This is a genomic window from Arthrobacter liuii (assembly GCF_014639275.1).
Classification (GTDB): Bacteria; Actinomycetota; Actinomycetes; order Actinomycetales; family Micrococcaceae; genus Arthrobacter; species Arthrobacter liuii.
Window position 1 is genome coordinate 47,328 of the sequence record NZ_BMFW01000023.1, and the last position, 18,137, is coordinate 65,464.

The 18,137-nt window shown below is 65.7% G+C and carries 15 protein-coding genes and 1 pseudogene; 7 read left to right on the top strand and 9 right to left on the bottom strand.

The window, feature by feature from the left end; all coding sequences use genetic code 11:
• Positions 1 to 113 precede the first annotated feature (113 nt).
• Positions 114 to 1,130 carry a zinc-dependent alcohol dehydrogenase family protein gene (locus IEW19_RS17630; RefSeq protein ID WP_188572898.1) on the bottom strand — a complete coding sequence of 339 codons (1,017 nt, stop codon included), beginning with the start codon at positions 1,128 to 1,130 and terminating at the stop codon, positions 114 to 116.
• 140 nt (positions 1,131 to 1,270) lie between these two features.
• Between IEW19_RS17630 and IEW19_RS17635 the strand changes: the two genes are divergently transcribed.
• From IEW19_RS17635 to IEW19_RS17645, 3 genes and pseudogenes are all read left to right on the top strand, one after another.
• Complete coding sequence (locus IEW19_RS17635) at positions 1,271 to 2,164, top strand: helix-turn-helix transcriptional regulator (RefSeq protein WP_188572899.1); 894 nt, start codon at positions 1,271 to 1,273, stop codon at positions 2,162 to 2,164.
• Between the two features lie 5 nt (positions 2,165 to 2,169).
• Positions 2,170 to 2,625, top strand: a pseudogene (locus tag IEW19_RS17640) (LLM class flavin-dependent oxidoreductase); the annotation flags it as partial.
• Between the two features lie 200 nt (positions 2,626 to 2,825).
• Positions 2,826 to 3,248 (top strand): universal stress protein, encoded by a 423-nt coding sequence (locus IEW19_RS17645; RefSeq protein ID WP_188572900.1) that lies wholly within the window; start codon positions 2,826 to 2,828, stop codon positions 3,246 to 3,248.
• Positions 3,249 to 3,322: 74 nt separating this feature from the next.
• Here the strand turns inward: IEW19_RS17645 and IEW19_RS17650 are convergent, their stop codons facing one another.
• The 5 genes from IEW19_RS17650 to ilvD form a co-directional block, all read right to left on the bottom strand.
• Positions 3,323 to 3,718, bottom strand: a complete 396-nt coding sequence (locus tag IEW19_RS17650; protein WP_188572901.1) for a (R)-mandelonitrile lyase — start codon at positions 3,716 to 3,718, stop codon at positions 3,323 to 3,325.
• A gap of 44 nt (positions 3,719 to 3,762) precedes the next feature.
• Positions 3,763 to 4,992, bottom strand: coding sequence for an MFS transporter (locus tag IEW19_RS17655; RefSeq protein WP_229748551.1), 1,230 nt, complete (start codon positions 4,990 to 4,992; stop codon positions 3,763 to 3,765).
• A 98-nt stretch (positions 4,993 to 5,090) separates the two neighbouring features.
• On the bottom strand, positions 5,091 to 5,909 hold the full coding sequence (locus IEW19_RS17660) for an oxygenase MpaB family protein (protein ID WP_188572903.1): 819 nt from the start codon (positions 5,907 to 5,909) through the stop codon (positions 5,091 to 5,093).
• 72 nt (positions 5,910 to 5,981) lie between these two features.
• Positions 5,982 to 6,779, bottom strand: coding sequence for a hypothetical protein (locus IEW19_RS17665; protein WP_188572904.1), 798 nt, complete (start codon positions 6,777 to 6,779; stop codon positions 5,982 to 5,984).
• Positions 6,780 to 6,881: 102 nt separating this feature from the next.
• Entirely contained in the window at positions 6,882 to 8,741 is a 1,860-nt protein-coding gene (gene ilvD, locus IEW19_RS17670) for a dihydroxy-acid dehydratase (RefSeq protein ID WP_188572905.1), read from the bottom strand.
• Between the two features lie 85 nt (positions 8,742 to 8,826).
• On the opposite strand from ilvD, the gene IEW19_RS17675 reads away from it, so the two are divergent.
• A complete protein-coding gene (locus tag IEW19_RS17675) occupies positions 8,827 to 9,660 on the top strand; it encodes a helix-turn-helix transcriptional regulator (RefSeq protein ID WP_188572906.1) in 834 nt (277 codons plus the stop codon).
• On the opposite strand, the gene IEW19_RS17680 is transcribed toward IEW19_RS17675, so the two are convergent.
• From IEW19_RS17680 to IEW19_RS17690, 3 genes are read right to left on the bottom strand one after another with little or no spacing between them, the layout of a single operon-like run.
• The gene (locus tag IEW19_RS17680; RefSeq protein ID WP_188572907.1) at positions 9,657 to 10,883 is read right to left on the bottom strand and encodes an amidohydrolase; all 1,227 of its coding nucleotides are present in this window, start codon (positions 10,881 to 10,883) and stop codon (positions 9,657 to 9,659) included. The two genes, IEW19_RS17675 and IEW19_RS17680, sit on opposite strands and share 4 nt — an antisense overlap.
• A 44-nt stretch (positions 10,884 to 10,927) precedes the next feature.
• Entirely contained in the window at positions 10,928 to 11,875 is a 948-nt protein-coding gene (locus IEW19_RS17685; RefSeq protein ID WP_188572908.1) for a polysaccharide deacetylase family protein, read from the bottom strand.
• A 55-nt stretch (positions 11,876 to 11,930) separates the two neighbouring features.
• The gene (locus tag IEW19_RS17690; protein WP_188572909.1) at positions 11,931 to 13,493 is read right to left on the bottom strand and encodes a purine-cytosine permease family protein; all 1,563 of its coding nucleotides are present in this window, start codon (positions 13,491 to 13,493) and stop codon (positions 11,931 to 11,933) included.
• A gap of 107 nt (positions 13,494 to 13,600) precedes the next feature.
• Here IEW19_RS17690 and IEW19_RS17695 point away from each other — a divergent pair, with 107 nt between their 5' ends.
• The 3 genes from IEW19_RS17695 (at position 13,601) to IEW19_RS17705 (ending at position 17,530) form a co-directional block, all read left to right on the top strand.
• Complete coding sequence (locus IEW19_RS17695) at positions 13,601 to 15,217, top strand: PucR family transcriptional regulator (protein WP_188572910.1); 1,617 nt, start codon at positions 13,601 to 13,603, stop codon at positions 15,215 to 15,217.
• An 813-nt stretch (positions 15,218 to 16,030) separates the two neighbouring features.
• Complete coding sequence (locus tag IEW19_RS17700) at positions 16,031 to 16,318, top strand: hypothetical protein (protein WP_188572911.1); 288 nt, start codon at positions 16,031 to 16,033, stop codon at positions 16,316 to 16,318.
• Between the two features lie 852 nt (positions 16,319 to 17,170).
• Positions 17,171 to 17,530 carry a hypothetical protein gene (locus IEW19_RS17705; RefSeq protein ID WP_188572912.1) on the top strand — a complete coding sequence of 120 codons (360 nt, stop codon included), beginning with the start codon at positions 17,171 to 17,173 and terminating at the stop codon, positions 17,528 to 17,530.
• Positions 17,531 to 18,137: the final 607 nt, after the last annotated feature.

Here is an 18,137-nt window from a genome sequence, read left to right on the forward strand (position 1 = left end):
TACAGGGGCTTGCCTGGTGAAACCCTGTGTATGGGCACAGCCAACGTGGCCCTGCTGTAACTGGTCTTGGGAGTCCTACCCTTGGCGGCCGTTGCGGCCGCAGGGAAAAGCGGTCACGGGCGGAGGAGCACCTTGATGGCGCTGCGGTCGTCCATGGCCTTGTATGCCTCGGCTGCCTGTTCAAGCGGGAGCTCGAGGTCGAAGACCTTTCCGGGATTGATCCCACCACGGAGGATCAGGTCGATCAGCTCGGGCAGGTACTGCCGGACCGGAGCCGGACCGCCGTGCAGGTGGACGTGTGAGTAGAACAGGTCCCGGCCAGGCAGCGCTACGTCATGGGACACGCCCACGAAACCGACGTGCCCGCCTGCCCTGGTGGCATGGATGGCCTGCAGCATGGACTCCTGCGTGCCCACGGCTTCGAGGACGGAGTGCGCACCCAGGCCGCCGGTGAGTTCCTTGATTTTCGCCACCCCCGCATCGCCACGCTCTTCAACGATGTCGGTGGCACCGAACTCGCGGGCCAGTGCCTGCCGGTCGGCGTGGCGGGACATGGCGATGATCCTTTCGGCGCCCATCTGCTTCGCTGCCAGGACCCCCAAAAGGCCCACGGCGCCGTCGCCCACTACGGCAACCGTTTTGCCGGGGCCCACCTCGGCCGCCTTGGCGGCAAACCATCCTGTACCCAGGACATCGGAGGCCGCCAGCAGCGACGGAACCTTGTCGGCGTCGGGCATTCCCGGCGTGGCCACCAGGGTGCCATCCGCCAGCGGGACGCGCAGGTACTCCGCCTGGGCTCCGCCCACTCCTTGCCGGTGGACGCAGCCGCTCTGGTAGCCGGAGCGGCAGATTTCGCAGGTGTTGTCCGACGCAAAGAAGGAGCCGACGACGAACTCGCCCGGCTGGACGTTCTTCACGTCGGAACCGACTTCCTCGACGATCCCCACGTACTCGTGGCCCATCGCCCTCGGCTCGTGGATCGTGTCAGCGCCGCGATAAGGCCACAGGTCGGACCCACAGACACAGGCGGCAACGAGCTTGATGACCGCATCCGTGGGTTGCTGGATGGCTGGCTTGTCACGGTCCTCGACGCGGACGTCTCCGGGGGCGTGCATGATGGTTGCGCGCATGCTGGGTCCTCCAAGTGGTGAAAGGCTGAAAGCGGACAATCCCATCAAACCCGGCCCCGCGATTCTTAGCGAGGGCCCTGCCGTAACTGGTTCTGGCAGAACCTCCTTACGGTTGCGCCATCCGTCGTAACGTGGTCCCTATGGATAACCGAGCCGAGGTACGACAGTTCCTGTCCTCCCGCCGTGGGCGCATCACCCCGGAGCAGGCAGGCATCGAACCGTACGGCGGACGGCGGCGCGTTCCCGGGCTTCGGCGCGAGGAAGTGGCCCGGCTGGCAGGAGTCAGTGTGGACTATTACACGCGCCTGGAACGTGGGAACCTCAGCGGTGTCTCTGACAGTGTCCTCGATGCCATTGCCGGCGCGCTGGAACTGGACCGCGCGGAGCACGACCACCTCTATGACCTGGCCAGGGCGGCCAACACGTCCGGGCGAAAGCGTGCCGCGAGCGCCGGCGGTTCCGCACCCTCGAAGGTCCGGCCGGAGCTCCAGTACCTCCTGGACACCATCACCGGGGCGCCTGCCTTCATCGGCAACAACCGGCTGGACATCGTGGCCGCCAACACCCTGGGCTACGCGCTGTATTCGGACATGTACCGCACCCCGTCACGGCCCGCCAACCACTCCAGGTTTATCTTCCTGGACCCCCGCGCCCATAACTTCTACACGGACTGGGACCGGGCAGCGAACACCAACGTGGCCATCCTGCGCCGCGAAGCCGGACGCAACCCCCACGACAAGGGCATTGCCGAACTCATCGGCGAATTGTCCATGCGCAGCGACGAATTCCGCACGCTCTGGGCGGCGCACAACGTCCGCCGCCACTATGCGGGCACCAAGTTCTTCCAGCACCCCGTGGTGGGGCTCCTCGAGTTGAACTACCAGGTCCTGGGCCTGGAAGAAGACCCCGGGCACACCCTCACCGTTTATCCCGCCACCCCCGGGAGCCCTTCCGAGGAAGCCCTTCAACTCCTGGCTTCCTGGGCCGTCACCGAGAACATCGCCGAAACGGCGCGGAGCCAGGTCCGCGCCTAAGCCGCAAGGCCCTGCGCGTGGACCCGGAGGACCTGCCGCTGGACCGCCAGCTGCCGGACAACCTGCCCAGCGAGGACCAGATCGAGGGCGCCAAGAGCCGTTACACGCTGATCGTGCAGCTGGCCCGGCGGGAGCAACTCACGGTGCGCCAGCTGATCGGACGCCTGGGCGGCGGGCGCGGGCACCGGACCTTCGCGGGTACACCGGTGCAGGTGGCTGATGCCATCCAGGAGTGGTTCGACGGCGGCGCGGCGGACGGCTTCAACATAATGCCACCGGTGCTCCCGTCGGGGCTGGAGGCGTTCGTGGACCAGGTGGTGCCCATCCTGCAGGAACGCGGGCTGTTCCGCACCGAATACACGGGCCGGACGCTGCGCGAGCACTACGGGTTGGCGCGGCCGGACAACCAGTACGCAGGGGCCGCCGCGCCGGAGCTGGCCTCGATCGGATCGGCGCTGTGATGCTGAAGCTCAACCTGTTCATCTAACTTCGGCCTGGACCGTACAGAAAGCCAGTACAGCCGTGAGCTGGAAACCGTTGCCGGGGCGGTGCACTGAAAAGTGTTGTCAGCGGCTGTGTGCTTAGCAAGGACCCAACCGGGTAGTCCCTAGACTGGCAGGTGGACGATTTTATGCCAGGACTTAGGACGAAGGATCAGAAGATGAGTGGAGTAGTTGTTGTAGGTGTGGACGCCAGTCCGTCGGCACGGAAGGCTGCGGAAGTGGCGTTGGGCCTGGCGGAGTCGCTGGGAGCGTCCCTCCACGTGGTGACCGGCTTCGAGATCGAGAACGCCGAAACCTTCGGTGTGGGGTCTGACAAGGTGCGGATCTCCAACGCGGACAGCTCTGAGATGGTGGCCAAGTCCCTGGCCGCATCACGGCCGGGAGTGGAAATCACCCACTTCGCCGCCCGCGGCAAGCCTGCCGAGTCCCTCATCAAGGAAGCCATCCGCCTGGATGCCCGGCTGATCGTGGTGGGCAACCGCAGGATGCGCGGCATCGGCCGGCTGCTGGGGAGCGTCGCCAACAGCGTGGCGCACAACGCCCCGTGCGATGTCTACATCGCGAACACCTACGAGGACTGACCCACCCCACGCCGAGATGGGCGGACGACGGCGGAACCACCCGCCGTCGTCCGCCCATCTTCTCCGGGGGCTGGTCAGGCCCCGTATTCCTCGTCGGTGACGTGGTCGAGCCAGGTCACCACCTGCCCGTTCCCGTCAGCTTCCTGCATGGCCACATGCGCCATGAACCGGCCCGATGTTGCGCCGTGCCAGTGTTCCTCTCCCGGCTCGATGTAGACCACGTCGCCGGGACGGATCTCCTGGATTTCCCCGCCCCGCCGGGCCACCAGTCCGATTCCGTCCGTAACGTAGAGGGTCTGGCCCTTGGGGTGGTGGTGCCAGGCGGTGCGGGCGCCCGGGGCGAACCGGACGTGCGCACAGCCGATCGCTGACTGCTCATCTGGGTTGCGGATCCCGTCGATCTGCACCGTTCCGGTGAACCATTCCTTGGGTCCGGCTCCGGTCTGGCCGCCGCTCTTGGTGTACTTCATGTTCTCCTCCTGTTGTTCGGCTTAAAGGCAAATCTGCTGGTTGGTCATCTTTTCTGCTCCGTGGCGCGGCTGGCCAGGAAGGCCAGGACTGAGGCCGCCGAAAGAACTCCCGCGCTCACCAGGAAGGTGCCGCTATGGCCAACGGAGTCGAACAGCACACCTCCCAGCGTGGAGCCGACGGCGATCGATGTTTGGACGACGGCCACCATCAGGCCACCGCCCGCCTCCGCGTCGTCGGGCATGGCTTCCGCGATCCAACTCCACCAGCCCACGGGTGCGGAGGTGGACATCAGGCCCCACAAGCCCAGGAGCACTACGACGGCGTCGATCCAGCCGCCGGTAGGAACAAGGGCCGCGGCGACGATCGCCATGAGCGCCGGAATGATGACCAGCGTCCGGTACAGGCCCTTCCCCAGGAACCGGCCAATCAGCAGGGTGCCTGCAAAGCCCGCCGCACCGATGACCAGCAGGACAAGGGACACCGTGGCCACATCGACACGGGTCACCGTCTCCAGGAACGGGCGGACGTAGGTGAACAGCACGAACTGCCCCATAAAGAAGGTGCCGCAGGCGGCCATCCCCCATGCAATGGGCGCACTCTTGAGCGCCCTGAAGATCCCGAGCACGCTTCCGGAACCCGAATTGCGCACCCCGGCCTTCATGGAAGGAAGGCTGATCCACTGCCAGACCAGCGCGAGCACCGCCACGGGCACCAAACAGAAGAACGCTCCGCGCCAGCCGATGACAGAGCCAAGGTAGCTGCCCAACGGCGCCGCCAGAACTGTGGCGAGGGCATTGCCGCCGTTGAAGATCGCCAGGGCGCGCCCCACCTGGTGGGCCGGCACCAGCCGCATGGCGGTAGCTGTGGACATGGACCAGAACCCGCCAATGACAACGCCAATGAGGGCGCGGCCGATCATGAAGAGCAGGTATTCCGGCGCCAGCGCAACGACTGCCCCGGAGACCGCCATCACCGCGGTCAGGCCCAGCAGCAGCGTCTTGCGGTTCATGCTGCCGGCCAGCGTGGACACCGACAGGCTGGTCAGCACCGCGAAGACGCCGGAGATCGCGATGCCCTGCCCCACCATCCCCTCTGAGACCTTGAGTTCTGAGGCCATCGGCGTGAGCAGGCTGACCGGCATGAATTCGGAGGCGATCAGCGCGAAGACGCACAGCGACATGGCGAAGACGCCGCCCCAGTGGGCTGGATGATGCACGGCGCTATTGGGTTTTTGCGTCTCGCTGGGTGTGGTGACAGTTTTTTCGGGGGCCATGGTCTCCATCAAACCGTGCTCCCAAGGCCCTAGCGAGGGCCCTGCTGAAACGGGTTACGGCAGGCCCCCCTTACCGCAGCTGCGCGCAGGAAGTGGGACTAGGCACGGATCCCCTCTTGCTGGACTGGCCGCGCGGCCTTGCGCAGGTCTTTTTCCAGCTCACGGAGGCAGTAGTCCTTGAACCAGTGCCTGATGCCCACAGGCAGCCTGGGGTAGGCAACGGCCAGGATGCGCATGGTCCGGTCGAAGCGGCGCTCCCGCCGCTCGTTCCAGGGAAGGCCGAAATCCTCCCGCAGTTGTTCGGGCAGGAGCCCGGCGGTGAGGAACCTTGCCGGCGGGATGATGGCCCGGTACCAGAGCGCCGTGTGCTTGGGATACAGGAGTCCGTGCGCCACCCCGGCGCCGGCCTCCTCCGCCCGGAGGGTGGAGAGCTGCCCCTCCCAATAGGCTGCAAACGCTGCCCGGTCCGCGGGCCACTTGCTTGCCGGCAACTGCAGGGCGGTGCCAAGTTTCGCATAGTCCCGGTACATCGAGTCGGCGGAGTCGTCGTCGAGCGGACCGTAGATCCTCTCGATGATGGTGCGTGCGGTGTCGTACAGCGTGGCGACCACCCAAAGCTGCAGTTCGGGGTCGTAGGCGTTGTAGCCGGACGAGGTTTCCGTGTCCGTGCTGCGCACCGGTACGTGCGCCCGGTTAACCCGGCGCCGGACTTCCTTCACCTGTTCATCCGTACCGTAGACGATGGCGTAGACGTACGTCAGCGTGCCCTTGAGCCTGTTTACGGGGCGCTGGGTAAAGGTGCTGTGTTCCGCCACGCCGCGCCCAATGGCCGGATTGGCAAGCTGCAGCAGGATGGCCCGGCCTGCCCCGGCAAGCAGGATGACTTCCCCTCGGTAGTCACCACGTCCCTGCTCCATGGCAACAGGGTACCGGAGGGATATGTCAACCGGTGGGGGCCTTTGGCCCGTTGTCCTGGCGGTACGCTGGCCCTAGTACCTGCCACCCGCCACCGGACGCAGCGACGTGATCATTTGCTTGATGTCCGCGTACTCAGCAGTGTCCCGGTACTTCCGCGCCCTCTCGAGGTAGGGCAGCGACGGGTCGCCTGGTGTCGCGTTGTTTTCGGGGTCATAGGACGCACTGAACATGGCAGCGTTCGGCGGCCAGCGGAAAAATTGGAAGATGGGGCAGGCGTCGGGGCCGCTCGGCGCGGGGCCGGATGTGATGCCGTAGCCGGCCGCCGGGGTGTGGTACATGCCCGGCGTTGCGGCGTTTCCACGGGTCTCGAAGACAAACTGCGGCACCACGCCGCCCTGGGCCAAAGCGGGGATGTCCACGCTGTCCAGGACTTCGTACGGGTACCTCTCGGTGCACGTGGATCCGGTGGCCATGTTGGTCCGCAGCGTCGCCATCACCTTTCCGGCCTGGTTCCGCACCTCCGCAAAGGCCCCTCCCCCCTCGGCCAACTCCCCTGCCGGGTCCTTGACTGTCCAGGCGGCCGGAACGTCGAACACCATGGTTCCATCCGCCGTCTTAAACGTGGTCCATTTCGCCGCAGCGGTGCTGGGTGCTTGCGTGTTGGATGCCTGGGTGCCGGGCGCAGCCGGCGGCGTGGAGGAAACGTTCGACGGCGTTGGTGCGGCGGGCGTGCCGGTCACCGTTGCCGATGGGCTGCCAGCGCCGGAAGCGGACGACGTCGGCTGCTGGCTTCCCAACTGCGGCGAGCACGCTGCCAGGACAAGCAACGCGGAGGACGCTGCCGCGAGCGCCTTGATGAACCTTTGCACCACACCCTCCTTGGGCCTGACGATGACCCTTAAAGTGTGGCGCGGTGTTCCCCGGAGGGGGAGGGCCGGAGGGCCCGCCGCTCCCCCGCCCGGGGAAAGGAGCTACCGCTCCAGCAGCGACACGTCCCGGACTGCGCCCTTGTCAGCTGACAGTGCCATGGCGGCGTAGGCGCGCAGCGCAGCGGACACCTGGCGGTCCCGGTCCTTCGGCTTGTATCCGCCGTTGACTTCCAGTTTTTCGCGGCGTTCGGCCAGGATCTCGTCGGAGACCTCCAACTGCATGGAGCGCTGGCTGATGTCGATGCTGATGATGTCGCCGTCCTCCACCAGGGCGATGGTGCCGCCGGAGGCAGCCTCCGGGGAGATGTGCCCGATGGACAGGCCGGAGGTGCCGCCGGAGAAGCGGCCGTCGGTGATGAGGGCGCACTTCTTGCCCAGGCCGCGGCCCTTGAGGAACGACGTCGGGTAGAGCATTTCCTGCATGCCCGGACCACCGCGGGGGCCTTCGTAGCGGATCACCACCACGTCGCCCTCCTTGACCTGCTTGTTCAGGATCTTTTCCACGGCTTCGTCCTGGGACTCGCACACCACGGCCGGGCCCTGGAAGGTCCAGATGGACTCGTCCACGCCGGCGGTCTTCACCACGGCGCCGTCCACTGCCACGTTGCCGCGGAGCACGGCCAGGCCGCCGTCCTTGGAGTAGGCGTGTTCCACGGAGCGGATGCAGCCTTCCGCGGCGTCGGTGTCCAGGGAGGTCCACTGGTTCGACTGCGAGAACGCGGTGGAGGAGCGGACACCGCCGGGAGCCGCGTGCCATAGGGCCTGCGCTTCTTCGGTGGCTTTGCCGCCGCGGATGTCCCAGTCGTCCAGCCAGCCGTCCAGGTCATTGGAGTGCACCGAGTGGACGTCCTTGTGCAGGAGGCCGCCGCGGTTCAGCTCACCCAGCAGGGCGGGGATGCCGCCGGCGCGGTGCACGTCCTCCATGTAGTAGGTCTTGTCCTTGGCCACATTCGGGGCCACCTTGGCCAGGCAGGGCACCTGGCGGGACTTGGCGTCCATCTCGGCCAGGCCGTAGTCCACGCCGGCCTCCTGGGCCGCGGCCAGCAGGTGCAGGATGGTGTTGGTGGAGCCGCCCATGGAGATGTCCAGGGCCATGGCGTTGTCGAAGGCTTTGGCGGTGGCGATGGAGCGCGGCAGTACGGAGTCGTCGTCGCCGTCGTAGTAGCGCTTCACGAGCTCGACGACGGTCCGGCCGGCCTTCTCGTACAGTGCCTTGCGCGCGGTGTGGGTGGCCAGCACGGAGCCGTTGCCCGGCAGGGCCAGGCCGATGGCCTCGGCGAGGCAGTTCATGGAGTTGGCGGTAAACATGCCGGAGCAGGAACCGCAGGTGGGGCAGGCGTTCTCTTCGATGAGGTTGATGTCTTCATCGGAGATGGACTCGTCCACGGCGTCGGCGATGGCGTTCACCAGGTCCAGGGAGCGGACGGAGCCGTCGGTCAGGGTTACGCGGCCGGCTTCCATGGGGCCGCCGGAGACGAAGACCACGGGGATGTTCAGGCGCAGTGCGGCCATGAGCATGCCGGGGGTGATCTTGTCGCAGTTGGAGATGCAGACCAGGGCGTCGGCGCAGTGGGCGTTGACCATGTACTCCACGGAGTCGGCGATCAGGTCGCGGGACGGCAGCGAGTAGAGCATGCCGGAGTGGCCCATCGCGATGCCGTCGTCCACGGCGATGGTGTTGAACTCGCGCGGCACGGCGCCCGCGGCGAGGATGGCGTCGGAGACGATCCGGCCCACGGGGGCGAGGTGGGTGTGGCCGGGAACGAATTCGGTGAAGGAGTTGGCTACGGCAATGATCGGCTTGCCGATATCCGAGTTGGCGACGCCGGAGGCGCGCAGCAGTGCGCGGGCTCCGGCCATGTTGCGGCCGTGGGTGACTGTTTTAGAGCGGAGTGCAGGCATGCTTACCATCCTGCGGGTTTGCTGCCCTCGGTGGAAGACAGCGCTGATACTAGTAGTAAAAGTAACAGAGTAATAGTATTAAGGAGTGAATGAGCCCGGGCGCCGCAAAGAACTTGGCCTCTTCCTTCGCGCCCGCCGCGACCAGGCCCTGCGGGCCGACTATGGCCTTCCCCCGGTTGGCCGCACGCGGGAGCGGGGGCTGCGCCGGGAAGAGGTGGCCTTCCTTTCCGGCGTCAGCGTCACCTGGTACACCTGGCTGGAGCAGGGCCGGGACATCAGCCCATCCCGGCAGGTGTTGGAAGCCATCAGCCGCGCACTGCATCTTTCAAGCACCGGGCTTGGTTACGTGCTGTCCCTGGGCGGGTACGCCTCCGCGGCACCTGCCGGACCGGCAGCCGATACCGCCCCTCCCCACATCCAGCGCTTGTTGGATGCCCTGGACCCCAATCCGTCCTTTGCCTTGTTCCCGGACTGGGGCGTGGCCGGATGGAACAAGGGGTATGCGGCGCTCTACCCCAACATCGCCAACGTGCCGGCGACAGACCGGAACCTGCTGTGGCTGGTGTTCACCGACCCCTATGTCCGGGACCTGCTCCCCGACTGGGACACCACCAGCAAACGGTTCCTGGCCGAGTTCCGGGCCGAAACCGGGCAGCGGCTGGGCGACCCGGACATCCAGTACCAGGTGGAGCGGCTTAAGGAAGCGAGCCCTGAATTCCGGCACGGCTGGGACCTCTACGACATCTTGGGCTTCGAGTCCCGCGAGCGCCTCTTCCACCACCCCGCTGTGGGAGTACTTCAGCTGGAGCACCATCAGGTGTCGCCCTCAGACCGGCCGGACCTGCACATTGTGGTGTACACGCCGGCACCGGGCAGCGGCGCGGCAGCGCAAATGCAGTCCCTGCTGGCGGGAGCCTAACCGGGCTGCGCCGCGAGGTAGGCGAGCGCGGCTGCCGCCTGGGCCCGCGTTGCCACGCGAAGGGTGGGTTCAACTGCGGGCAGGAAGAACGGCGAGTGGTTGGCGGGAATGTCGGTGTCCACCGTTCCGTTCTCCACTGCCCGCCGGTAGGTTTCCGGCGGCACGGAACCCACGATCCAGTACACATAGGGGATACCGAAAGCGTCAGGAATGCGGCTGAAATCCTCGGACGCCGTCTGTGGAGCCGTGCGGTAGACAGCGTCCGAACCAAAGGTCCTTGTGAAGGCTGCAGTGATCCGCGCGTTGGCTTCCGCGTCGTTGCTGGTCAGCGGGTACTGGTCGTAATACTCAAACTCCGGTTCCTGCGGGGAGCCAGCCGCCGAACACTCGCCCCGCACGATTCGCTCGATCGCGGCAATCATCTGGCTCCGGATCGCCTGATCGTAGGTGCGGAGGTTCAGGAGCAGCTCAGCCCGGTCCGGAATGATGTTGGCGGTAGTCCCGGCGTTCACCGAGCCAACGGTCAGCACGGCGAACTCGCCAGGTGTCGTTTCGCGGGACACCACCGTCTGCAGCCGGAGGACGATCGAGGCGGCCAGCACCACCGGATCCACCGCTTTGTGCGGCATGGAGCCGTGGGCGCCACGGCCGTGGATGGTGATCCGGATGGAGTCGCCGGCCGACAGGACCGGGCCAGGGGTGGTGCCGATGGTTCCCGCTTCGGTGGGCATGACGTGCTGGGCCAGCGCGACATCGGGCCGTGGGACACCGGCGGCCAGGCCGTCGTCGAGCATTGCCTGCGAACCCGCCGCCGTCTCCTCTGCCGGCTGGAACAGGGCGGTGTAGGTGCCCCGCCACGTGTCCTGGTGTTCAGCCAGGTACTTCGCAGCGCCGAGCAGCGCCACCACGTGCATGTCATGGCCGCAGGCGTGCATCACGCCCGGAACGGCAGAGGCGTAGGGCGCTCCCGTGGCCTCGGCGACGGGGAGGGCATCCATGTCTGCCCGGGCCAGCACCCCCGGGCCCGTTCCGTTGGCAAGAACGCCTACGACGCCGGTCCCACCAAAGTGCCGCACATCGAAGCCCCAGCCGGCCAGCTTCGCTGCGATGGCGGCGGATGTTTCGTGTTCGGCAAGGCCCAGCTCCGGGTGCCGATGGAACTGCTCGTAAAGCGGAACCTGCCAGGACAGTTCCTGCTCTACGCCGCTGTCAGTAATGTCCATACCAGAACTCCTCCCGGCCGGCCGAACCGGCCCCTTTTGCCACTCTAGGCCAGCACCCCCTGCCGCACCACGGCCGGCTTGAACTGTGCACCCGCGCCCGGGAATACCGGCACGTCGATCCTGGCGTGGGTGTGGACCTCGGTGACCGTGGCCTTCGTGTGGAGTGCAATCTGTTCCATGGTGGTTACCCACATGCCGTCCATGCCCTTCACCCGTTCGATCAGCTGTTCCAGTGCCGCCGCCTTGGACGGCCGGCCGGAGATGAACGGGTGGTTGGTGAGGACGAAGCAGGTGCCCTGGGAGTGATGGGCCTCGGCCTCAAGCGTCCACATCTCCAGGACCTTCGCTGGGCTCTCAATCACGCCGCTGCCGGTGACGCCGGGGTAGAACGCGTACTGCTCCCAGTCGTCCAGCGTCCAGTCCACGGGGATCTCCACGATGTCGCGGGGATCGTCTGGGGCGACGGCGAAGCGGTAGGGGGCATCGCCGTCGAGCAGGCTGGAATCGTAAAGGAAGCCGCGATCGGCCAGCAGGCCCGGGGAGTGCCAGTTCAGCTCCCACCACGGTGCCCGGTACCCCACCGGGCGGACTCCGGCCACCTTTGCCAGGGCCTCCAGGCCGCGGTCGATGTAGCTGGCCTCGGTGGCGGCGTCGATACCCTGCATGGGTTCGTGCAGGTAGCCGTGGTGCGCCACCTCGTGCCCGCCGTCCACGATCCGCCGCACCACGTCGGGGTAGGACTCGGCGGTGAAGCCGGGGATGAAGAAGGTGGCCTTGATGTCCTGGCGCTCCAGGATTTTCAGCAGCCGCGGCACCGCAACCTTCGGCCCGTAGGACTGGTGGGTCATCAGCGACATGCGCCGGGTGCTGGTGGGGTCGTGGGCGATGGTGCAGGATTCAGCATCCACATCGAAGGTGAAGGATGCTGCGGCTTTGAAACCGTTGGGCCACGTGATGGGGTGCAGGGCGTCCGCGAAGGCGGGCTGGTTCACTGGAAAATCCTTTCTGGCGGGCGCTGGGCGCCCGCCAGGTTTTAGGGAAGGGAGATTAGAGGGCGGGGAGGGCGGGGCTGCCGGCCGCCTGGCTCTCCGTTTCAGGAGCGGCTGCTTCAGGAGCGATGTCCGCCTTCCGCGTGGAGCGGGGCTCCAGGGCAAGGTAGCGGATGTGCTGCCGCGGCCCGAGGACGGCGTACACCCCGGCGCTGGTCAGTCCGCCGGCGAGCCAGGACAGGTCCCAGCCGCCCAGGGCCACGGCGATGGGGCCCTGCATGATGGGGATCAGGCCGTACATGAACAGCCAGGTGGCGAAGATCCCGGCCACGAGGGAGACGAGTCCCGCCCAGTTGACCACCGGCAGCCGCTTGGTGCCCACGCCGTCGAACAGTCGCTCGGTCCCGCCGGGCCAGCGCTTCTCCAGCCAGAAGTAGTGCACCAGCATGATCCCGCCCCAGGCGGCAACCCAGGCCACCAGGCCGATCAGCCAGGCATCGAGTACTGCTGCGAAGTCCTCCTGGAAGATGAAGAATACGACGGCGGCGAGCGAGAAGACGCCGACGAACAGGTTGAGCTTGCGGCGGCTGACGGAGATGTCCAGGGCCTGGGTGGCCACGGAGAAGGTGTAGATGTTCAGGATGTTGGTGGCGATGGGCCCGTGCAGGACCATCAGCAGCACGGGCAGCGCCATGGCACCGAAGTTCAGGACGATCAGCTTGCCGGGATCGATCTCGCCGCTGTTGGTGGCCAGGCTTGCGCCAAGGACGCCCAGCCACACGACCGGGATGAACTGGCCCAGCACTGAGGCGAGGTAGACCTTCTTCTTGGGGACGCTGGTGCTGACGAACCGGGAGTAGTCCGCGGCGTAGGTGAACCAGGTGATGCCCCACCCGATGCCGATGGCCGTCATGACGGCGCTCATGGCGGCGATCCGCTCCGAACCTTCCAGGATGGCACCGGCCGGCCCGGCGTAGCCCCAGTCGATGTCCATGCCGAACCAGGCGACGGCCGACATGACGGCCAGGATGAGGATGGTGGGCGGCACGGTCCATTTTTCGAAGGCCGCGATGGCCTTGTAGCCGAACCAGGCGATGGCCACCTGGAGGGCCATGATGAAGGTGGCGACGCCGATCTTCCAGCCGTAGTTGGGCGCTTCCGGATCAACCCAGCCGAGGGTTCCGAAGAGTGCCATGACCAGGTCCAGGATGATCCAGGTGTTTACTGCGCACCAGCCGATGACCAGCAGGGCCTGGATGGCGGCCGGCAGGTAGTTGCCGCGCCGTCCGAATGCCGCCCGGGCCAGGACCATGCCGGTGGCTCCGGTCTTCTGTCCCAGGAGGACGAAGCAGCCGAATAGCAGCATGCCGATCAGGTTGCCCAAAACCAGGACGGTAATGGTGTCCGCCAAGCCGAGTCCCAGCTGGATACCGAGTGCCCCCAGCACCCAGTTGATGGGCGCCAGGTTGGCACCCGCCCAGATCCAGAACTGGCCGGATACCTTGCGTGTTCGTGCTGATTCGGGGATGGGCTGCAGCCAGGCTTCGTGGTCCACGGCGCTGTGGTCCTGGGGTGCCTGGGCAGGTTGGCCGTGCGGGGCTGTTGAAAGCTTTTCTTGCATGGGGGCCTCCGTGAGGTGGATAAGTACCAAATAGGCTATGTGGCCCCCATCACAAGGAACAAGATACGATGTGTCTAACAGAATTTCCTATTACGTTACGGATTGTCGTGTCAGTGTTTCTCGGCGAAATACTCGCCCACCCCGCCCTTGCCGCCGCCGATCCCGTAGTCCATCCTCTAGGGGTGGTGGCCGATGCGCAGCCGGTCCGCTGGGTCCACTCCAGTGAGGTGCTGGACATCGCTCCCCTGCTCCGCGGCGGCGAGCTGCTGCTCTGCGGCGGGATCACGCTGGCCACGGCAGCACCGGCAAAACGCGAAGAATACGTGCGCGAACTGGCCCAGCGCGGCGTTGCTGCATTGGCCATCGAGACCGGGGGCGCCCTGCCGGAAATCCCTGCCGACATGCTGGCCAAAGCCGAGGAATACGGCCTTCCGGTGGTGGAGCTGCGCAAGGTGGTGCCCTTCGTGGGCGTCATGCAGGCCATCAATTCCATGCTGGTCAGCGAGTCGGTGGGGCACCTGCAGCAGGCCGACGCCGCAACGCGCGCCATGGCAGCCGAGCTGGCGCACGGGGCCTCGCTGGACAAGATCCTGGGTGTGTTGGCCGGCATCACCGGCTCAGCCGTGAAGCTGAGCTCGCCATGGGGCGTCACCATGGGCAGTGCCGTGCCGGAGGGGTGGAGCAGCGCCCAGGAGGGGACTGAGGTGGAATCGGCGGCGGGGGAACGACCAGCGGACGACGGCGGCCCGGGGCGGGGCAGGCACGGCGGCTTTTACGGGGTGGCTGGCGGAACGGTCATCAGCGTGGACATCCCCGTGCGCGGAGTCCTCATGGGCCGGGTGGAGGTGCGGGTGCCGGACGCTGCGGACACGGCGCTGGCGCAGGTGGCCGGGGAACGCGCCGTCGATATCCTGGGACTGGCCCTGCTGCAGCACACTCCCCCAGGGCTGCATGCCTTGGCCGGGGCTGAACTGATGCGGGCGGTGCTCAATTCCGCCCCGGAGTGGCGCCTTGAGCAGCTGGCCCCGGGCGCCGGCTTTCCGACGGATTCCCCCGCTGTTGTCGCGGCCATCCACGCCGCGTCACCGCAGGAGCTGCGTGGCGCCGTCGAGAATTTCCTGAGCTCACACCGAATACCCTGCGCCGCGTACCTGGACGACGCGGAACTGGTGGTGATGATCGGCCTGCCCTGCACGGATCCTGCCGGTGAACGGCGGAAGCTCCTGCAATCCCTTCAGGGCCTGGAGGGAGACCACGACGCAGTGATCGCCGTTGGTCCGCTGGCCGACGGGGCGGCAGAAGCTGCCTGGTCCCTGGCTGAAGCGCGCCGGGCGCTGGAGGTCCGCCAGATCCGGCGCCGGAATGCGTCCGCGCGCAGGCGGCATCCGTCGCACGGGTTGGTGGTGGTGGATGCGGAGGATTCCGCAGTAGAAAGCCTTTCACTGACCTGCCTCGACGCCTCTGCGCGGGAGGCGTTCGTCAACCGGCAGTTGCGGGCGGTCCTGGAACATGATGCGCAGCGGCAGTCCCAGCTGCTGGAGACGCTTCAGGTGTGGCTGGACTCGGGATGCAACACCGCGCAGTCAGCCCGCGAACTGCACTTGGAACGGCAGTCGATGCACCACCGGCTGCAGCGGATTTTCGAGCTGTGCGGCGGTGATCCGCGGGGCACGGGCCGGCTGGCGGCGCTGCACCTGGCCGCCCGGATGGCCGGGCTGCCGTGACTTGCGGAAGGCTTCACATATCTAATCGAGTGGCAGCACTAACTGGCACTGCAGAGGGGCAGTTGTGCGCCGCCAAGGAGTTTGTTTATTCACTGTTCCGATGTCTCATGATTAGTGGGCGATGTTTGCGGGCGAATTCAGCGAGCTGCACTCACCACCTGAACGCTTTCCTGACGATTTGATGTGTAGCACTTTGGGCACCTTCACCGGGCAGTTTTGCGGGCGGAGCTTATGGGAATCATCGATGGCCCGGATGCCCCGTGTCAGTGTCAGATGCCGTCTGCACTAATGTTAGAAGTCGCCTGCACGCGCACCCAGCCTACTCCGCCGCACACCCCCGGACCTGAGTTCAAGACTCGGAAACGAGTTCGTGGCCGGTCAGTAGCGTCCGTTGAAGGACCGGCTTACAGGCACACCCCAAGGCTGATTCGGGATGGTGGCAATATGTCGTGAGTGACACATTATGAGGAGCTTGGACACCTTTTAGAAGACGCCGCAACTCGGGTAGATGCATGGACGGGCGCCGACAATTGGACTTTCGAATCAAGTTCGCCTGCTGCCGCTGAGGTGGCCAATGCCGATAGACGACCTGACGGAAGTTTCTGGGGCGAGCGCCCAGTTCGTACGGCCTATCAACTAGGCCAGATGGCGACGAAGTTCACCGTGGAGATGGCTCGTTGTATGGCACCGCTAGTTCGAGCCGGTCGCCCCGCCCCAGGAGTTGAGGCGCTAACTCGAACATCGCTCGAAGCAGGCTCGGTCGTCTGGTGGCTGTTTGAGCCGGGCCTCAGCGCGCGGCAGCGAACGTGCCGCATGCTCCTTCTGCGCCGAAACAGCGCGAGGGAACTTGAGCGGGCAACCCTGGCGATAGATGGAGATCCATCCGTAAACGCCCATGAATCAGTCTCGGCGGTAGAGACATATGCCCGGGAGCTCGGACTCCAAGTATTCGGGCAGAAAGGCGACGAGCTGGAGGCAGAAATTCGCCCGAAGTACACCAAAAGGGTGGAGAGCTTTATTGACGAGATCGGATTCATGGGCGCGTACAACATCTATTCGGGCGTTGCCCATGCTGAACTCGGGGGCTGTGGAGGCTCCTAAAACAGACCAACACGGATCCCGTCATATACGACACCGCACCAGACCCCGTTTTAACTCGTGTAGCGGTTCACGGAGCTTTGAAGGCGATGTACGGGTCTATGTGGCGGATCAGCGACCTCTTCGGTTGGACTGCGCCCGGCCGAGCGCAAGAGGTTCAGGCTTGGATAACCCACATCGACGCCGAGATAGCACGCATCGAGAAGGAACAGGAAAGCCACCGGTAGTGTCCGGTAGAGGATCCCGTGCGGGCTGCGTGCCGGGCGAACAAATTGCGCTGCAAAAAGACCGCCATTTATCCCAGCGAGTCAGACGCACGGCTGTCATAAACGACCGTCTTTTGAGAGGGATATCGAGGCAGCAGGAGATAGGGCCTGCTGCGTAACTCGCAGCGATGGCGGTCTTCTCGCCCGGGCGTTCGCAGTGGACGAGAGGAGTCTCTAGCCGTACGATCAGCTCGGTGCTTTCGGCACGAAATGGGGGCTAATGAATTCAAAACATACTCTGGTGCCCCTGGCCGTCATGGTGTCGCTACTTGCCGCATGTGCGGCCCCCAGCGTCGCCCCGGCCCCGACGGTAACGGTCACATCAACGCCCCGCGAGTCTGCCCCAGCCAAGCCGCTCCCGCCGATGGCGGTAAGTGACTCACGTCCGAGTGAAAGCCCCAAGGCTGCCCCAAACATGAGTTCGGCGCCCCAGAAGACCTCGCAAGTCAGCGGCCCATACAGCCTCCCCCAGCCACCGGCGGTTCCCGAACCTCCCACCACAGCGCCACCTCAGGCACCGCCGCCTCCCCTGGCTTCGTCTCCCGTACCGCCTGCCGAGCCATCTCTGGTATGCCCGCCCAAAGGCGCAGTGACTGCTCGGCTTGAGTCGATCTGGACTGCTCCAAATGGCATGCTCGCGTTCACTGTCAGATTCGACAACGCGAGCAACGTGCCGGAACTAATCGGAACCGGCAGTATTCCCGTACACGACAATGTCGCTCCCGAAACGGAAATTTTGGAGTACGTCATCGGGCCTGACCATCAGCTGCTGCCGGCGTTGGGAACAGCTAGGGCCAACTATGGCTACAGTCCGGGCAACGCCGCCGTGGATCTGAAGAACGGCTTCCCTGCCACGAAATGGAGTCTGTTCTTCCCGCCACAGGTGACCGCCGCTTCGTGCCCCGATGCAGTGTTCACAACAGAGTGGGTGCCTGAACCTCTAAGTTGAGAGCGTTGCTCATGGGCATAGCGTACGTATCGGGACATGCGGAGCTCGGGCAGTGCATGGTGTCCCATTATCCGATCCCTTTAGGGACGCTGCGATGACCCAACATCTTAGGTGAGGGAGTCAACAGATCAGTGGGCATCCCCTCTGGCCTCATCAAGCGACGAGGACACCGCAGCCCAAACGGACGCCACCCCGGGTTTCTACCGAGGCAACCGGGAAACTAAATCCCTACCCAGTCGCCCCCAAAGGCCGGCAGGTACCGTTCATCGTTCCGTCAGTGACAAGGCAAACCGCTATTTCAACCGGCCGGGGTGTGGACTGCCCCGAACTGGTTGTCTGCTTCAGAGCCTTCTGCCAGGGCGGGCAAGCCTACCTTGGCCCCGGGAAGGGCCGGATGCCGTGTATGGCATCCGGCCCCCGGGTCGGCTGGATTAGCTGCCGATGATTCCGGTGTTCTGACCGGCGGTGGTGTTCTGGATAGTGCTGGCCACACCGGCGTTCGCACCCAGGTTCAGGCCAAGGTCCGTCGCCGAAGCGAAGGAACCACTGTCAGTTCCGGTGGTGCCGTTCTCATCCGTGCTGTTCTGGATGGTGCTGGCCACACCGG